The organism is Robertmurraya massiliosenegalensis JC6 (assembly GCF_000311725.1).
Classification (GTDB): Bacteria; Bacillota; Bacilli; order Bacillales; family Cytobacillaceae; genus Robertmurraya; species Robertmurraya massiliosenegalensis.
The window spans coordinates 226103-242420 of the sequence record NZ_HE978514.1 but is presented as its reverse complement, the minus strand read 5'-3'; the positions used below and the strand labels follow the sequence as shown (position 1 = coordinate 242420).

Sequence of the window (16318 nt, the reverse complement as noted above, 5' to 3'; positions counted from 1 at the left end):
GGAGGAGAAAAGATATGAAACTACAAGGAAAAGCTGACTTTCAAGCAAATAGAAAGTTAGTGTGGGAAATTATGAATGAAACCAATGCTTTGAAAAAGGCGACTCCTGGCTGTAAGTCATTAGAAGAAGTCGATGACGGTTTTTATAAAGCATCATTAGAAATGGGGGTTGCAGCTATTAAAGGTCATTATGATGGTGAAATTGTATTAAGTGATAAACAAGAACCAGAGCGAATGACCCTCAAAATTAAAGCAGAAGGTTCTGCGGGAATTATTGAAGCAGTGGCTAACTTAAACTTTATTGAAAATTCAGAAGGAACGGTCATAGAGTATGAAGGTGAAGGTAGTGTTTCTGGTTTAATAGCTGGGGTTGGTCAAAGGATGCTAACAGGGGTAGCCAAAATGATATTAAATCAATTTTTTAAGGCTATTTCAAAGGAAGTTAAAATAGCGCAAGAAAAGGCCAGTTAAATTTTCTAACGGAGGCTTCTTATAATGAGGAATTTTTATAACTTTCTAGAAATAGTGAATAAGCATCCTAATAAAAAATTTACCTTGGCTACCATCATCGATGTAAAAGGGTCTACTTATCGTCATGAAGGTGCAAAAATGCTGTTCTGTGAAAATGGAGACAGATTTGGTACAATCAGTGCCGGTTGTTTAGAAGAAGACTTGTTTCATCGTGCTATGGAAGTTATGGAAGATCAGTGTTCATTAAAATTGACTTATGATTTAAGTTCTGAGGATGTATTGAGTTGGGGACAAAGTGCCGGATGTAATGGTTCAGTGACGTTATATTTAGAGTTCATGGAATGCAATCATGATTATGTTTGGAAAGAAATGAAGGATTACTTGGAGATGGGTGAAAGTGTGATTTGTTTGAGAACGATGGAAGAGTCATACGATCTTATCATGGGTCTGAATGTATCTAGAAACCAATTCTTCGGGGAAAATGGTCCTGTTCACTTTCGTCATTTAATGACAGAAGCATCAAAATTACAAGAAGAACATGTGAAAATTTGGAATGATCCTATTTACGGCGAGCTTTTAATTGAAGTATTTCAACCTCAGGAACACCTCTATATTTTTGGAGCTGGTCCAGATGTAGAACCAGTTGTGAGGCTTGCTGCAAACTTGGAATTTATAGTTCATGTCATTGACCCAAGGAGTCACTATTGTAATGAAAGGAATTTTCCAGACGCTCATTCATTAGTTTTACAGCACCCAAATACTTATATAGAACAAAATGAATTACGGAGGAATAGTTATGTATTGGTCATGACTCATAATTTTGAGTGGGACCGTGAAGTGGTCGAAAGTTTATTAAAAGAACCTCCCTACTATTTAGGGGTTTTAGGTCCGAGAAAAAGAATGAAAAGATTACTTCAACGTGAAAATATCCCTACTTGGATTAGCTCTCCTGTTGGAATTGAGATTTTGGCGGAAGGACCTGATGAGATTAGTATTAGCATTTTAGCTGAATTGGTACAGATGAGGAATCTTAAAAAGAAAAAGGTAAAAAGAAAGAATAGACTCCTTGTATAATAACGGAAAAAATATCATGAATGCCAAGGTACTATCCTTAGCATTCTTTTTCAATTAATAAAAGGAGAAATATATGTGAGGGGAGGCGCTGCTTCTTACTCTGAAAGAGGGGATATCCTTATGAAGATAGGTGCAATCATTCTTGCTGCTGGAAGTTCAAAGCGTATGGGGGAACCTAAACTCCTCTTACCTGTAAAAGAAAAACCGATGTTTTTACACGCTGTTGAACGAGCTATTGAATCGAATCTTTCACCAATCCATGTCGTTGCTGGAAAATATATAACTCAAATTGAACGTGAATTGATTGGATTACCAGTATATACTTCCTTTAATAAAGACTATGATAAAGGAATGTCCACTTCCTTAAAGTTAGGGATTGCATTAGTTACTGGTCTTTGTGACGCAGTAATCATTTTTTTAGCTGATCAGCCCTTAGTTTCTTTAACAGTAATTGAATCAATTAAAGCTAAGTATATGAAATGTAAAAGTAAGATTATTAGACCTAAATATAACTCTGTACCTGGGCATCCGATTCTATTTGATGGCAGTTTATTTTCAGATTTTACCCTTATTGAAGGGGATATTGGTGGAAAAACCATTATTGAACGCTATAAAACTGAATTAGAATGGTTGGAGTTTGAGGAAGAGGAATGGGGACGGGATATTGACACACGTGAAGAGTACAATCAACTGTTGCTTAAAATAGATCAATAGATTTACATCGTATATGATTGGTGATTGCTAATTAGTATTCTAGATTGTCCAAGGTGTTAAGTGAATAGCCAACTGTGGGAATACGCTTTGCATTTCTGAGTGCGTCATCCTATACAATCTGCTCAAGAATAACCCTGATTTTTTGTGGAATCAAGGTTATTTCATAGATTTTTAATCAGAAATGACGATGATTCAAATATAATAAATAAAGTTGTAGGTTATAAAACAAGTCACGCAGGTGGCATCTGTAGTGGGCAAAGTGTGAATAAATAGATGCTATTTGTAATGGAGGGTGAAATCTTGAAAAATTTTAGATTATCAAAATCGCTTGGCGTTTTTTGGGGTACCATGATGATTGTCATTTCCATTGGTTACGGTTTCGTCTATTTGCTTGGAACATCTTTAGGTAAAGCGCTCGGCTCTACCCTTGACACTGCAGCAGAGCACAAATTCACTTTATTCATATTGGCGATAATTTGTATTTTAGGAGTAATGATAGGAGCAGGTAGTTTTAAATTGTAAATTAAGGGTTGGAGAATCTTCTACATAGGTTTTTGTTTAGCGATCGGACTCTCTCTTTTCATTACCTTCCTTTTTTCTGTTGGAGCGTTAGGAACGAAATATGAAATGATGATTCTATTTATGTCTGTTGTCTCTTTTTTACTGGCCTACTTAGTGAAGAAAGAGATCTGAAAAATGGATGATTGTTTAGACAAACAAGATTTTTAAAAGAAACTTTTAACGCACTTATTACGTATAATTCTTTAACACGGTAGAAGGGCAGGTGACCGTCATGAAGAGAAAGACAGGTAAAGTGGTTGAAACAGAGAAGGACCGTAAGCGAATACGAGTCATATTTGTTATCTTGATAGTAGGAGCGATCTTGATTCTGAGCTGCGGTCTTTTTTATCTCATCCAGCAATTAATGATCCCAAATTTTACTTATGTTCTTTTCTTTGAATTATTGGTAACGGTGAGCTTATATTCCGGTATCCTATGCCTTTGTGCGTTTTTTCTTTATTTGTGCTGTCTGATCACATTTAAAAATCCGCAAAAATTAAAGCCTTCGAAAGTTATTCCATTTACGTTAATTGGAATTGGAATTTTCATTTTTTCCATTTGGTTAGTTGGATTCAGTAGCAAACTGTTTATCACGGAAAGACAAGCATTCCTCGATTATAAAGAGGGGAATTGGATCGTTAAGGATCTCTATATTAAAGACTATCGTGGACCAGACTATTACTCAAGATTAACCTTACTTGAAACAGAGGAAGGGGATTTAACGCTGTACTGGAGGCCGTTTTCGATTTACCAAGGAGAAATGTATCGAATCACATATCTTGAAAAGAATAAGACAGTTATTGATATTGAAAAGTTAGAAAATAGCAATAGGTAGAATGCATATGGGCATTCAATTTAGAACGATATATGAATGCTCGATTAAAACCTGTACTAAAAATTATGAGAAAACTTGAGTAGTCCCTGTGTGAATTTGCAGAATTTGTCGAATTGTTAGAAGTTGACAAACTGTGGAAAAAATGAAACGATTGAATGGAAACAACCACTCTATTTACTTCACTTATCCCACGCGTTTAATTCTTTTTCCCTTTTCTTTTTGAAATTAGTAGGAAATGTAATCATCGTTTTTTAAATCGCTTTCTTTTTGTCACCCACCGATAATGTTTGTTCCTTCCCAGCCCTTTTCCAATTGAAAGGAGTGATGCCACAAACTCGAAATCGTTTTAAAAGCAAGTCTAAATTTCATATGGAAGGAGGGAATCAGATGGGGCATGACATTTCAGGATTTAATAAAGCCGGAGAAGAAATTGCCTATGCTCGCTTTAGTATGCAAAATAGAAATGTGTCTATTCTGTATACGTTGCTTGATGCTACTCAATATGATGCAGGAGTTAGTGGTTCAGGAAATAGTATGAGCTATTCAACTCAGCAACTTGAAGAAGCCTTAAGAGAGTTTAATCGGCTATTTGGAAAAATAAACCTTTCGTCTCGAAATGATTTTAACATTATTGATCTTAAACAAATTCGAGATTTTATCGAAAATTGTTTAGCAACTGCCCAAAGAGATGGGAATGTAAGAGTTGCTTTCGCGTAAAATTTTAATCAGTGACACACTTCATATGTAAATTTCTTCTATTCTCTTCAGATCATCCAATTTACTTCCCCATTTCATCGGGACACTGAACCTGTCCCTTTGAACCAATTCTTGCCGAATTTTAACATTTTTAGATTTTTTTGAAAAGAAAGGCTATAATAAATTTAAAGTATTTTAGTAGAAATGAAGGTCTTGAATGGGACGAGGAACCTGTCCCTCTGACCCGAAAATATAAAGATAAAGGAAGAGCTTGTCTATGATTCCAGCAAAAGTAGAGCCAACTTCAGCCAATACGATTAGCGAATTTGGACCAGAGTCTATCGTTGATTGGTTTGAGCAGCATAAACAATCATTTTATAGTCTTGGTCGATTCTATCTTTCCAATCAGCAGCAAATGGAAGAGTTATTTTACCAGGTGATTCTAAAGAGCCAAAAGGGTCTTGCTCGAATGAAAAATGTTACGTCTTTTGATACGTGGGTTACATCCGTTTTCATCCAAACGTGTTGGGAACTTTCCGAAGATAAGAATGCTCAAACATTAAAGGAGAGCAACGAAAAGCATGACATAACGCAAGCACTAAATCGATTATCAAAGTACGAGAAGGAATCGATTATACTTACATATGTTAAAGGGATTTCTAAGGAGGATGTCGCACATCTTCTTCAAGTTCCTTTGGAAAAAATCAATGAGTTTTTATTCTCAGGCATTCAGTCTCTAAAAAAAGAAATGGGGTACGAAACAGCTACTAATGGTTGTAAGGAGTATTATCCTTATTATATTGATTATTTGGAAAGAACGCTTGCGCGGCCCCAAAAGATTGATTTAGAGAAACATGTTTATCATTGCCAAAACTGTCAAGCGGACTTGGCGACCTTTCAAGATATGATGTTTATGATGAAGAATATTACTGAGAGACTTGAGGATTTCCATGTTCCACTTGATTTCATGGGGAACATCAAGAAGAAGTTGGCGGAATTGGAGAATCAGAAACAGTTACGCAATAAAAAACGCAAAAAAATCGTATTTATTATGGCAGGAGTATTCTCTTTCCTTTTAGCGCTTGGAGTAGTTACGGGGATGTTTAAAAATCTCTACTATACATGGACGGAAGATGACGTGCAATTGCGCGCCTTTTTACAAGAGGATCTAGGTGAAAAGCTTGATCTTGTAGCAGAGGATGAAGGGATAAAAATTACGATTAAAAGTGCGATAGCGGATGATTATCAAACTCTTGTATTCTATGAAATTGAAGATACGAACGAAGATAATCAATACATGCTAGATAGCTATAACGGAGTTTTCTTGAGGACCGAAAATGCAAGCATGAACCGTGGAACTAACCTAAGGTACTCCCCGCCTGACCTTGAATCTGACCTGAACAAAGAAAAAAAGAATGTGTATCATGGAAAAGTAAGTTTGGAACCGATTAGTAAGGATAGTGGAGACGTGAAACTGATTATCACACAGGTTCAGAAACTTGTGCAAAATTCAGATTTTATGGGAATGGAATCTAAATCTGGAGATTGGAAGTTCGAGTTTTCAATAACGAAGCACCCATCTGTCGAGTATGCTTTGGATGAAGAAATCGAAGTGGAAGGTGTACCACTGCGATTTGAAAAACTAACGCTCGCACCCACTACGACGATTTTGAAATATGGACTCGATACGAGTTCGTTAGAGCAGAGGCTAAATGCACTCACCTTTGATGCTTTAGAAGTGAATGGTAAGAATATGAAAGCCGATGTATATGGTAGTGCTTACTATGGTGGAGCACATGAAATGGGATGGGATATTTTAGAAGCGTATTTTGACCCTCTCATAGGAGAAAACTTAAAAGAATTAAGTGTTCAGTTGGGCTTGATGCAGTTATGGAATGAAGAACAAAAAGTGATTGAACTGGATGCTTCTGAGGAATACCCTCAAACCTTTGAATATGCAGGGAGTACGATCTCGATCGACAAAGTGGAGATTGGACATCCGACTGAAGTGATCATTAGTAATCACGATATAGAGAATCGGGAGTATGATTCATTTGACTTTAATATTCTTACAGCTGATGAAAATGAATTTCCTGCTATGGAAATCGATTCTGAGGGTGTCATCATTGATAAAAATGGAAAGCACTATGACATGAATGACCCAACTCTTAAGTATGATGAACTAGAGGAGCCGCGTTTTCTTCAAACCGAACAAACATATCGATTACGCAGTCAAACAAATATCGGAGAATCTGTGATTCCTACAAAATTGGAGATCTACGGATATCAAACGATGAAGTATTTAAATGAGTGGGTGGAAATCCCCGTAAAGCAAGATAAATGAGCGATAAATTAACTCCCCTCATGGCAAGAAGACCTTGTTGTGAGGGGAGTTTTTATGTTTATATAAGTTGAGTTTCAATATTATAATGTTTATTTTCAATAATTATTTATTGCAAAACGATAAAAATATACTTATAATCAATTTGTGATAAATAAAATCAAGAGGTGTTTAAATATGAAACAAGGTTCAACGCTATTTTTAAAATTAGCTGTTATACTGATTGGAATTCCCATTCTAGCATTGTGCATATTTGTCGTTCCGGCAGTGGGGAAATTCATGGCAGAGCTATATCCAGACCATACTTATTTAAAGTATTTAGTATTTCTCATTTTATATGCAGCAGCTATTCCCTTTTATTTTGCGCTTTATCAGGCGTTTCGACTGCTGCAGTATATTGATCAGAATCATGCATTCTCGCAAATTTCTGTTGAAGCTCTAAAGAAGATAAAAAAATGTGCAATTACGATTAGCAGCTTATTTGTCGTTGGCATGCCATTGTTCTATCTTTTAGCAGAAGCAGATGACGCACCTGGGGTGATTTTAATTGGGATGGTAATTATATTTGCCTCCATGGTCATTGCTGTTTTTGCGGCAGTACTGCAAAGGCTTTTACAAGAAGCTATTGATATAAAATCTGAAAATGATTTAACGGTCTGAGGTGAGAACAATGGCAATTATAATCAATATTGATGTGATGTTGGCAAAAAGGAAAATGAGTGTAACAGAACTTTCAGACAAGGTTGGAATCACAATGGCGAACCTTTCGATTTTGAAAAATGGAAAGGCAAAAGCGATTCGATTTTCTACTTTAGAAGGAATATGTCAGGCTCTAGATTGTCAGCCTGGAGATATTCTAGAGTACCGAAGTGATGATGAATAGGGAAATGAAGCATTATGATTTCCTGACTGTGGATAGGGGGAGTGGTACATGAATATAGTCATTCAAAAGGAGTCTCAAAAGAAAACGTTAAAGGAGCAAATTTTAAGAGCGAGTATACAACTTGTCCGTTTTGGTTGGGAACAGGCATTATCATGTGTATTCCCTGTCGTTATTTTTGCTTCTTTGGCAATTACACAGCTCGTCCCTCTACCATTTCTTCCACGCTATGATTGGCTTCTTCTTATCTGTTTATTGATGCAGTGGTGGATGGTCCGCTCTGGACTAGAAACGAGGGATGAACTTAAAGTGATCACCTTGTTTCACATTATTGGGCTTGCCCTTGAATTATTTAAGGTCCATATGGGCTCCTGGTCGTATCCAGAGGAAGGTTTTTTCAAAATTTTTGGTGTCCCATTATATAGTGGATTCATGTACGCAAGTGTAGCGAGTTATCTTTGTCAGGCGTGGAGAAGGCTTAACGTGGAATTGGTGAAATGGCCATCATTTTACATCGTTGTTCCACTTGCAGCAGCCATTTATTTAAATTTCTTTACGCACCATTATTGGATCGATGTCCGTTGGTGGTTATCTGCTCTCGTCTTAATGGTGTTTTGGAAATCGGCTGTCATATACGAGGTTAACAGAACAAAGTACCGGATGCCGCTTGCTCTTTCTTTTGTACTGATTGGCTTTTTTATATGGGTAGCGGAAAATATCGCAACCTTCTTTGGAGCTTGGCAATATCCCAACCAAACGAAGGCATGGAGCCTCGTCCATCTTGGAAAGGTCAGTTCATGGTTACTGTTAGTGATTGTTAGCTTTTTAATTGTTGCAACGTTAAAATTGATTAAAGGAAAAGAATTAAAACACTAGGCTCTTTTCGCGAAGATAGGAGAATAAATGCCCTATTATTACTCGTTAAATGAGAATCAAGTAAGCGAAAGTGCCTCGCAAAAATAATGTGTGTTCTAAAACCTCATTTGAGGATATTTACGAAAAAACCACCATCATTACGAAAACAGCGAAACACTAAAAGGAGAAATTATGATCGATAAGAGAAATGTAGTGTTATTTATTGCGACAAGTTTAGATGGTTATATCGCGACAAAAGATGATTCTTTAGAATGGTTATTTAAGGTTGAGGGTGAGGGAGATAACGGATACTCACAGTTTTATGAAACGATCGACACGGTTATTATGGGAAAACGGACATATGATTGGGTGATGGAGCAAGAAATAAAAGAATTTCCATACAAAGATAAGAAATGCTATGTATTTACAAGATCCCAGCTTGACGATACAGAAGATGTTGCATTTGTAAGCGGAGATGTAACTCAATTTGTTAATGAATTAAAAGAACAAAATGGCAAAAAGATTTGGATCGTTGGTGGTGGAGAGCTACTCCATGGTTTTATAAAAGAAAAGTTAATTGATGAGTTTTTCATCACTGTAGCTCCTACTATACTAGGTGAAGGAATCCCATTATTTAAAGGGGGAGATTATCAGGTAGAACTCACTTTAAAAGGAACGAGAAACTTTAACCAATTTGTTGAATTACATTATCAATTAAAAAAGTAGGCTTTTTTACGCAAACATTGTTGGGAGAAAGAAAGAGCTCATTTTCCTCATGAATTCAATCATGGTAGCGGAAAAAAGTGCCGCGCAAAAATAATGTGTGTTCTAAAACCTGATTTGAGGACATTTACGAAAAAACCACATTCATTACGAAAATAACCAAAAAGTAAAAGAGGTACCAATTATGAGTAAGTTTCATTCACAATACATGATTACTATGAAAGATATCGTTAAAGATGGCTCGCCTATATTGCGCAAGAAAACAGAGGAGCTTAATATTCCAATCGAGAAAGAAGATAGGGAGGTCTTGCTATGTATGCTTCAATATTTGAAGAATAGTCAAGAACCGACGATGTCGAAGAAATATCATCTACGTCCAGGTGTGGGGCTATCTGCCAATCAAATTGGACTTAATAAACGAATGTTTGCTGCATTTTTTGATGAGAAGGAATATATGCTGATTAACCCAAAGATTATCAGTCATTCAGTGAATATGATATATTTGCCACAAGGTGAAGGATGTCTTTCGGTTGATAAAGAGATACAAGGTTTTGTTCCGAGGTATGAGAGGATTAAGGTAAAAGCCTATGATATCGAAGGACAAGAAGTGATTTTAAAATTTAAAGGTTATGGTTCGATCATTGTTCAACACGAAATCGACCACTTAAATGGAATAATGTTCTATGATAGAATCAATCAAGAGCATCCGTTTAAGCTGCCAGAGAATGTAATGATTGAAAGTTTGGGTTAATAAATGACACCTTAGTTGTTAAGAATTTAACAATTAGAGGTGTTTTTCTTTTGGTAGTAATGAGAAGGTGTTTCTTGACATATATTTCAAAGTTGATCACTTCTAGATAAGTGAAATTATTTTATCATCGGTCAACAATATGGGAAAATGAAAAATATGGAATGTCAATATAAACAAGGAGAAATCATTCTATGATTAGATTCGAAAATGTAACGAAAGAATTTTTAGGTGGTTCAGTTGCTGTTAATTCAGTAGACTTCGAGATTGAACAAGGCGAATTTTTTGTCATGATTGGACCAAGTGGTTGTGGAAAAACAACGACTTTGAAAATGATTAATCGACTAATTCCACTTTCAGATGGGACACTCTATATCAATGAAAAGAAAATAAGTGAGTATGACATTCATGAATTAAGATGGAATATTGGCTATGTCCTACAGCAAATTGCCCTTTTTCCACATATGACAATTGAGGAGAATATTGCGATTGTCCCGGAAATGAAGAAGTGGAAAAAAGAACAAATTAAAGCAAGAATTCATGAACTGATGGATATGGTGGGATTAGATTATCATACCTATGCTCATCGGAAACCAAGTGAACTATCAGGTGGTCAGCAACAACGTATTGGGGTGATTCGTGCCCTTGCTGCCGATCCTGAAATTATTTTAATGGATGAACCTTTCAGTGCATTAGATCCAATCAGCAGAGAAAAGCTTCAGGATGATATGTTAGCTTTGAAAAAAAATCTCAAAAAAACAACAGTGTTTGTAACCCATGATATGCAAGAAGCTCTGAAACTAGCAGATCGTATTTGTATTATGAGGGAAGGGAAAGTCGTTCAAATCGGGACTCCCCATGAGATTGTCACAAATCCTGCCGATGATTTTGTGAAAGAGTTTGTTGGTGGTAAATACGGAAAAGTGACGAATATCTATAACTTGGAAGAATTGATGGAACCGCTAGATTCTGCAGCATTATCGATTGAAGTAGTAGCATCCGTGTCCACTCCATTGAAAGAGATCGTGGATATATTAACAGAACACGACAAAGTGATCATAGAAAAAGACGGTCAACACATGGGCTCCATAAATCGCAGTGCTGTCATGAAATATATATCTGCGAATCTATTGAGGGAAGGAGTCTAACAAAATGCTGATAGAAATATTTCAAGATAGAAAAAGCCAATTATTGAGTGCGCTATTGGAGCATATCGAGCTTTCCTTTATCGCCCTTTTCTTTGCGGTTGTAATTGCGATTCCACTGGGAATTTATATTACGAGACATAAAAAAATCGCAGAAGGAATCATCGGGATCACATCAGTCATCCAAACGATCCCTTCACTAGCACTATTAGGTATTCTCATTCCGTTGTTCGGTATTGGAAGGGTGCCGGCAACGATCGCACTTGTAGCATATGCATTGCTGCCGATTTTAAGAAATACCTATACCGGGATCAAAGAAGTCGATCCATCATTAATCGAAGCAGCCAGGGCCATGGGGATGAATTCCCGAAAAAGACTGCTGAAAGTGGAAATGCCTTTAGCCATGCCTGTTATTATGGCTGGCATCCGAACAGCAATGGTATTAATCGTAGGAACGGCTACATTGGCTGCACTGATTGGGGCTGGAGGACTGGGGGATATCATCCTTTTAGGTATTGATCGAAATAATCCTCAATTGATTTTACTAGGGGCTATACCAGCAGCGTTACTCGCAATTCTGTTTGACCTTTTACTAAAAATATTTGAGAAAATTTCCTATAAAAAAGCGGTTGTCTCAGTTGGTGCGATTTCATTATTAGCGATTATCCTCATTGTAGAACCGTTAATTGGGCAAAAGGACGAGAAAATAGTGGTCGCTGGAAAATTGGGATCAGAACCAGAAATTTTAATTAATATCTATAAAATCCTTATTGAAGATGCTACCGATCTGCAAGTGGAATTAAAGCCTGGGCTAGGAAAAACTTCTTTCGTCTTTAATGCTCTTGATTCTGGTGATATTGATATTTATCCCGAATTCACAGGTACGGCGATTTCAGAGTTTCTAAAAGAAACGGCTAGTAGCACGGAGAGTGAAGAAGTATACCAGCAGGCAAAAGTTGGGATGTTAGAACAGTTCGATATGGTCATGCTTGAACCGATGCAGTATAACAATACTTACGCTTTAGCAGTGCCGAGTGATGTAGCTGAACAATTTGGCTTGGAAAGCATTTCTGATTTGAAGGGAATTGAAGATCAGCTTCACGCTGGTTTTACATTGGAGTTTTCTGATCGGGAAGACGGTTATGTAGGAATTCAATCGCTATACGGGATAACGCTTCCTAATCTGGTCACGATGGAACCGAAATTGCGCTATGTAGCAGTTGAATCAGGTGAGATAAATTTGGTTGACGCCTACTCCACCGATAGTGAGTTACAACAATATGAACTGAAAGTGTTAGAAGATGACAAACTTTTATTCCCACCATATCAAGGTGCACCTTTATTGAGAGAAGAGACCGCTCGAAGTTATCCAGAAATTGTCTCTGCTTTAAACAAATTGGCTGGAAAAATAAGCGATAATGAAATGAGAAAAATGAATTATGAGGTAAATGTTGAAAGAAAAAGCCCTAGAGAGGTGGCAGAGACGTTTTTGGAAAAAGAGGGACTTCGTTAGGCACATCTCAACAGCAAGACGGATAAAAAAGTTGTAGAGAGGGAGAGACGATGGAACGAACAGAATTAAGAAGCATGAGGATGAAACAGGCGGCGGTTACAAATTTTGTGTTGATTGTCGTAATGATTATCTATTTATTGATTATGAGTAGTTTTACTATTACTATCTCACATATGTATGTTTTCCTTGGAGGAATCATCTTTATCCAAGCAATTTACGGCTTTATTAAGGGAGATTCTACGAAATCAATCATTCCGATTTTTGAGAAGATCGCCATATATGAAAAGCAAAAAATGGGAAGAGAGTGGTCTAAACAGCGAAAAGTAAGCAATGTTTGGCAGTTAATCTTAAGCGGTTTGTTCTTTTTGAATTCTTATTGGTTTGGCTCAGAGCTTGTTTTTCAAACAGACCTTATGTTCATGGGCGTGATCGTATTTTTCATAATGCTGTTTCTGAATGTAGGAATGATGATTCATTTCAAAAAAGTGGATCGGTCCACCTCAATCCAAGATTTTAACGGGCATACTTGGAAGATGAATCTCCTTTCGATTGCTATCGGAATTATCCTCGCATTGGTCTTGATTATAATTACCTTTTATTATATTGCTGCTACTATTTGAAATGTTAATGTAACTATACTTTCATTTGAAATAGCATTAAAATACTAAGGTAAGTCTTAACAACTAATTCGCAAACGAATGGTAAGGAGTCAACGGAATGGATTTCATAGAATTACTAAAAGCAATAATACTTGGATTGGTAGAAGGATTAACAGAATTTGCCCCTGTGTCATCAACAGGTCATATGATTGTTGTTGATGACATGTGGTTAAAGTCAACCGAATTTTTAGGGCAATCAGCAGCCAACACATTTAAAATCGTGATTCAGCTTGGTTCTATTTTAGCTGTTGTCATTGTATTCAAAGATCGGTTTATTGATCTTTTAGGTCTAAATCGCATTTTCAAAAAAGGCGAGCAACGTCAAGAAGTAACAAGTCATCTCAAGCTTACTCATATAATTGTAGGCCTACTTCCTGCAGGAGTATTCGGTGTTCTATTTGAAGATTATATTGATGAAAATTTATTTACGACAAAAACGGTATTAATCGGTTTATTAATTGGAGCGATTTTTATGATTATCGCCGATCTTTTTCGAACAAAAAATCCTCAAATTGTTTCAGTTGATCAAATTAGTTATAAGCAAGCATTGGCTGTTGGCTTGATTCAATGTTTATCACTATGGCCAGGTTTTTCAAGATCAGGTGCAACGATCTCTGGTGGAGTATTGTTAGGAATGAATCACCGTACTGCCTCAGATTTCACCTTTATTATGGCAGTGCCGATTATGGCTGGAGCAAGTTTCTTATCACTATTAAAGAATTGGCAGTACTTCACAATAGACGCCCTTCCTTTCTTCATTGTTGGGTTTATTAGTGCCTTTGTCTTTGCTTTACTCTCGATTCGATTCTTCCTAAAATTAATCAATAAAGTGAAATTAATTCCGTTTGCGATTTATCGTATTATTCTCGTCGTGGTTATTTACTTCCTCTATTTCTAATTAGAAGAACCAGTGAAGGTGAAGAGATGAACACTTTAAAGTTAGAATTCAAACTAGATAAAGAGGCCTTTGTCGATCGAAAATTAATCAAACAAAGAAATGGGAAATTGTTGGTTGATATTCAAGGAGAATTTGGAGTCTATATAAACGATAAATGTTTTTTTAAGGAACCCTCTCTTGCTCTTCTAGAATTAGGAGTAGCCTTAACAAAATGGGATCGAGTCCGCGATTTTTCCTATTATACAATCGAACATGATGAACGGGAAGGTCCGTTATTAACGTTCAATAATAGAGGCGAACAAGGTTGGATGTTATTTTCCATTTGGCAGCTTTTTGAATCTCGCGATTTTTTAACTATTGAAACGATCACGGCAGAAGTTGAAACCTTTTTACACGAGTTGAATGAAGAATTGCTGAGGACGTATGGTTTTGATATCGACGGATTCTTAAATAGAAAATCAGGGTTTTTTGGAATTTAAAAGAATGGGAAAAAGGATTGGATCAGCCGTGATCCAATCCTTTTTTTATGAATAGAAAGTATGCTATTTATTCATCTGAAAGTAAGCGGAGAAATTTCCGTTAAATGCCTCATTAGGGCTTGTATGAGAGGAAATAACGGAAATTTTTTCCCTTATGAAGACCCAAAATGCCTATTTTCACATTTTTGGAAGCGATAACAGGAATTTCTCCTGCTATTTCAGTTCATTTCCATGACATTTGCTAATTAAGCGGAAATTTTCCTGTTATTTTTCGCTTTTTTAATTCCTTTTCTTTAATACTCATTTAGTAAAGGGATATGGAACATATTATCTTGAATCTTGTGCTCCATCCACTGCTCTCCATCTATATCCATAGCATATTTTAAGGATGATACATGCCCATTTTTATCTAAGAGGAAATTGAGTATTTTTTAAAAGGATCCCTTACGTGGTACGCCTTTCCACATACAATCCCGATATTTACGTACCCTCCCTAATATAACGGACTAGTAATTTAACAGCATCCATTGTAGTTGGGCTAACAAATTTTTACTATACACCCTTGCGATACGAGGTATCATCGTGATACGATGTAAATGGAATATATTAGAAGGTGAGGTGAGAGGATGGATAAAGAAATTATGAAGGGCAGTATCGATATTTTGCTTCTATCCCTCTTAAATCAGCGAGATATGTACGGCTATGAAATTGTTAAAACGTTAAAACAAAATAGTAATGAGCTCTACAATATGAGTGAGGGAACGTTGTATCCTGCATTGAAACGCCTTGAAGGCAAAGATTGGCTTCTGTCCTATTGGGATAGTGCTGAGAATGGCGGGAGAAGAAAATATTATCGAATTACCGATAATGGGAAACGGGAATTAGAAAAGAAATTAACAGAATGGCAGCAAATTAATAACCTAATTAAAGTGTGTTCGGAGGGAACGGCTTGGATAAAACTATTGAATCCTATATTGCTGAAATTACAGTCAGCCTAAATTGTGAGGAGGAAGAAAAAAGAGACATCATCGATGAAATGATAGATCACCTATATTTGTTGAAGAATGAATATATAGAGCAAGGATTCTCAAAGGAAGAAGCAACACAAAAGGCACTGGAAAGCTTCGGAGAACAAAAACAATTAACAAATGGGTTGCAAGAATCCCTTTTTCCATTTTATAAAGTATTTAAGATCGGGACTTGGATTTTATTTGGTCTTTATTCGTTTATTATTCTATTTAAGCTGCTATTTCAACGAATCATCATTCGGCTTACAGACTATTACATAAATGGTGATACGTTTAATAGATATGTTATTACTTCAATGGATTCAGAGAGGTTTTTTGATTTTTTAAAGTACAACACGAATGTCATTCCTTTTAAAAATACGATGACATACATAAATGGAGCGGATCGTTTTAATCTGGATATTATCGTTAATAACACATTAGGGAATCTATTAATTTTTTTACCATTAGGAATTTTTCTTCCGTTGTTATTTAAAAAATATAATGGAATGTCAAAAATAATAGCTGCTTCAATCGTAATCAGTTTTTCAATTGAAATTCTACAACTTGGTCTAAATATTGGTCAGTTTGATGTTGATGATGTCATATTGAATACCTTTGGCGCTATTATTGGTTTCTTGCTTTTAAAGTTTATAAACGGTGCAATATCGTTATCAAAAGGGAGTTTATTCCGAAGAACGATATAAAATGAAGGAGACT

At 36.2% G+C, this 16318-nt stretch carries 20 protein-coding genes; 19 read left to right on the top strand and 1 reads right to left on the bottom strand.

Translation table 11 applies throughout. From position 1 onward, the window contains the following. The first annotated feature begins 14 nt into the window (after positions 1 to 14). From BMSHG_RS14675 to BMSHG_RS14595, 17 genes are all read left to right on the top strand, one after another. Positions 15 to 470, top strand: coding sequence for a CoxG family protein (locus tag BMSHG_RS14675; RefSeq protein ID WP_019155203.1), 456 nt, complete (start codon positions 15 to 17; stop codon positions 468 to 470). A 24-nt stretch (positions 471 to 494) separates the two neighbouring features. Then, entirely contained in the window at positions 495 to 1544 is a 1050-nt protein-coding gene (locus BMSHG_RS14670; protein ID WP_019155202.1) for an XdhC family protein, read from the top strand. Between the two features lie 120 nt (positions 1545 to 1664). Then, positions 1665 to 2258, top strand: coding sequence for a nucleotidyltransferase family protein (locus BMSHG_RS14665; protein ID WP_034658936.1), 594 nt, complete (start codon positions 1665 to 1667; stop codon positions 2256 to 2258). Positions 2259 to 2558: 300 nt separating this feature from the next. Next, positions 2559 to 2780 (top strand): hypothetical protein, encoded by a 222-nt coding sequence (locus tag BMSHG_RS14660; protein WP_148346944.1) that lies wholly within the window; start codon positions 2559 to 2561, stop codon positions 2778 to 2780. Positions 2781 to 3051: 271 nt separating this feature from the next. Then, positions 3052 to 3654 (top strand): hypothetical protein, encoded by a 603-nt coding sequence (locus tag BMSHG_RS14655; protein WP_019155199.1) that lies wholly within the window; start codon positions 3052 to 3054, stop codon positions 3652 to 3654. Positions 3655 to 4041: 387 nt separating this feature from the next. Further along, entirely contained in the window at positions 4042 to 4371 is a 330-nt protein-coding gene (locus BMSHG_RS14650) for a hypothetical protein (RefSeq protein ID WP_019155198.1), read from the top strand. A gap of 256 nt (positions 4372 to 4627) precedes the next feature. Beyond that, positions 4628 to 6694: a DUF4179 domain-containing protein gene (locus BMSHG_RS26260; protein WP_019155197.1), complete on the top strand. Its 2067-nt coding sequence runs from the start codon at positions 4628 to 4630 to the stop codon at positions 6692 to 6694. 174 nt (positions 6695 to 6868) lie between these two features. Next, a complete protein-coding gene (locus BMSHG_RS14640) occupies positions 6869 to 7351 on the top strand; it encodes a DUF2975 domain-containing protein (RefSeq protein ID WP_019155196.1) in 483 nt (160 codons plus the stop codon). Between the two features lie 10 nt (positions 7352 to 7361). Beyond that, the gene (locus BMSHG_RS14635) at positions 7362 to 7574 is read left to right on the top strand and encodes a helix-turn-helix domain-containing protein (protein WP_019155195.1); all 213 of its coding nucleotides are present in this window, start codon (positions 7362 to 7364) and stop codon (positions 7572 to 7574) included. Between the two features lie 48 nt (positions 7575 to 7622). After that, positions 7623 to 8447, top strand: a complete 825-nt coding sequence (locus tag BMSHG_RS14630) for a DUF817 domain-containing protein (protein WP_019155194.1) — start codon at positions 7623 to 7625, stop codon at positions 8445 to 8447. Positions 8448 to 8618: 171 nt separating this feature from the next. After that, on the top strand, positions 8619 to 9152 hold the full coding sequence (locus tag BMSHG_RS14625) for a dihydrofolate reductase family protein (protein WP_019155193.1): 534 nt from the start codon (positions 8619 to 8621) through the stop codon (positions 9150 to 9152). A gap of 181 nt (positions 9153 to 9333) precedes the next feature. Further along, positions 9334 to 9900, top strand: coding sequence for a peptide deformylase (gene def, locus BMSHG_RS14620; protein ID WP_019155192.1), 567 nt, complete (start codon positions 9334 to 9336; stop codon positions 9898 to 9900). Positions 9901 to 10091: 191 nt separating this feature from the next. Next, positions 10092 to 11045, top strand: coding sequence for an ABC transporter ATP-binding protein (locus tag BMSHG_RS14615; protein ID WP_019155191.1), 954 nt, complete (start codon positions 10092 to 10094; stop codon positions 11043 to 11045). A gap of 4 nt (positions 11046 to 11049) precedes the next feature. Continuing rightward, positions 11050 to 12555: an osmoprotectant update ABC transporter permease/substrate-binding subunit OpuFB gene (opuFB, locus tag BMSHG_RS14610; RefSeq protein WP_019155190.1), complete on the top strand. Its 1506-nt coding sequence runs from the start codon at positions 11050 to 11052 to the stop codon at positions 12553 to 12555. Between the two features lie 50 nt (positions 12556 to 12605). Further along, a complete protein-coding gene (locus tag BMSHG_RS14605) occupies positions 12606 to 13175 on the top strand; it encodes a hypothetical protein (RefSeq protein ID WP_019155189.1) in 570 nt (189 codons plus the stop codon). Between the two features lie 97 nt (positions 13176 to 13272). Beyond that, positions 13273 to 14112, top strand: coding sequence for an undecaprenyl-diphosphate phosphatase (locus tag BMSHG_RS14600; RefSeq protein ID WP_019155188.1), 840 nt, complete (start codon positions 13273 to 13275; stop codon positions 14110 to 14112). A gap of 26 nt (positions 14113 to 14138) precedes the next feature. Further along, a complete protein-coding gene (locus BMSHG_RS14595; protein WP_019155187.1) occupies positions 14139 to 14591 on the top strand; it encodes a DUF7878 domain-containing protein in 453 nt (150 codons plus the stop codon). A 293-nt stretch (positions 14592 to 14884) separates the two neighbouring features. On the opposite strand, the gene BMSHG_RS29460 is transcribed toward BMSHG_RS14595, so the two are convergent. Further along, positions 14885 to 15019 (bottom strand): Imm64 family immunity protein, encoded by a 135-nt coding sequence (locus tag BMSHG_RS29460; RefSeq protein ID WP_148346963.1) that lies wholly within the window; start codon positions 15017 to 15019, stop codon positions 14885 to 14887. A 198-nt stretch (positions 15020 to 15217) separates the two neighbouring features. Here BMSHG_RS29460 and BMSHG_RS14590 point away from each other — a divergent pair, with 198 nt between their 5' ends. Both BMSHG_RS14590 and BMSHG_RS14585 read left to right on the top strand, forming a co-directional pair. After that, the gene (locus tag BMSHG_RS14590; protein ID WP_019155186.1) at positions 15218 to 15589 is read left to right on the top strand and encodes a PadR family transcriptional regulator; all 372 of its coding nucleotides are present in this window, start codon (positions 15218 to 15220) and stop codon (positions 15587 to 15589) included. Continuing rightward, positions 15541 to 16305, top strand: coding sequence for a VanZ family protein (locus BMSHG_RS14585; RefSeq protein ID WP_019155185.1), 765 nt, complete (start codon positions 15541 to 15543; stop codon positions 16303 to 16305). The genes BMSHG_RS14590 and BMSHG_RS14585 overlap by 49 nt, the downstream gene beginning before the upstream one ends. The last annotated feature ends 13 nt before the right edge of the window (positions 16306 to 16318 follow it).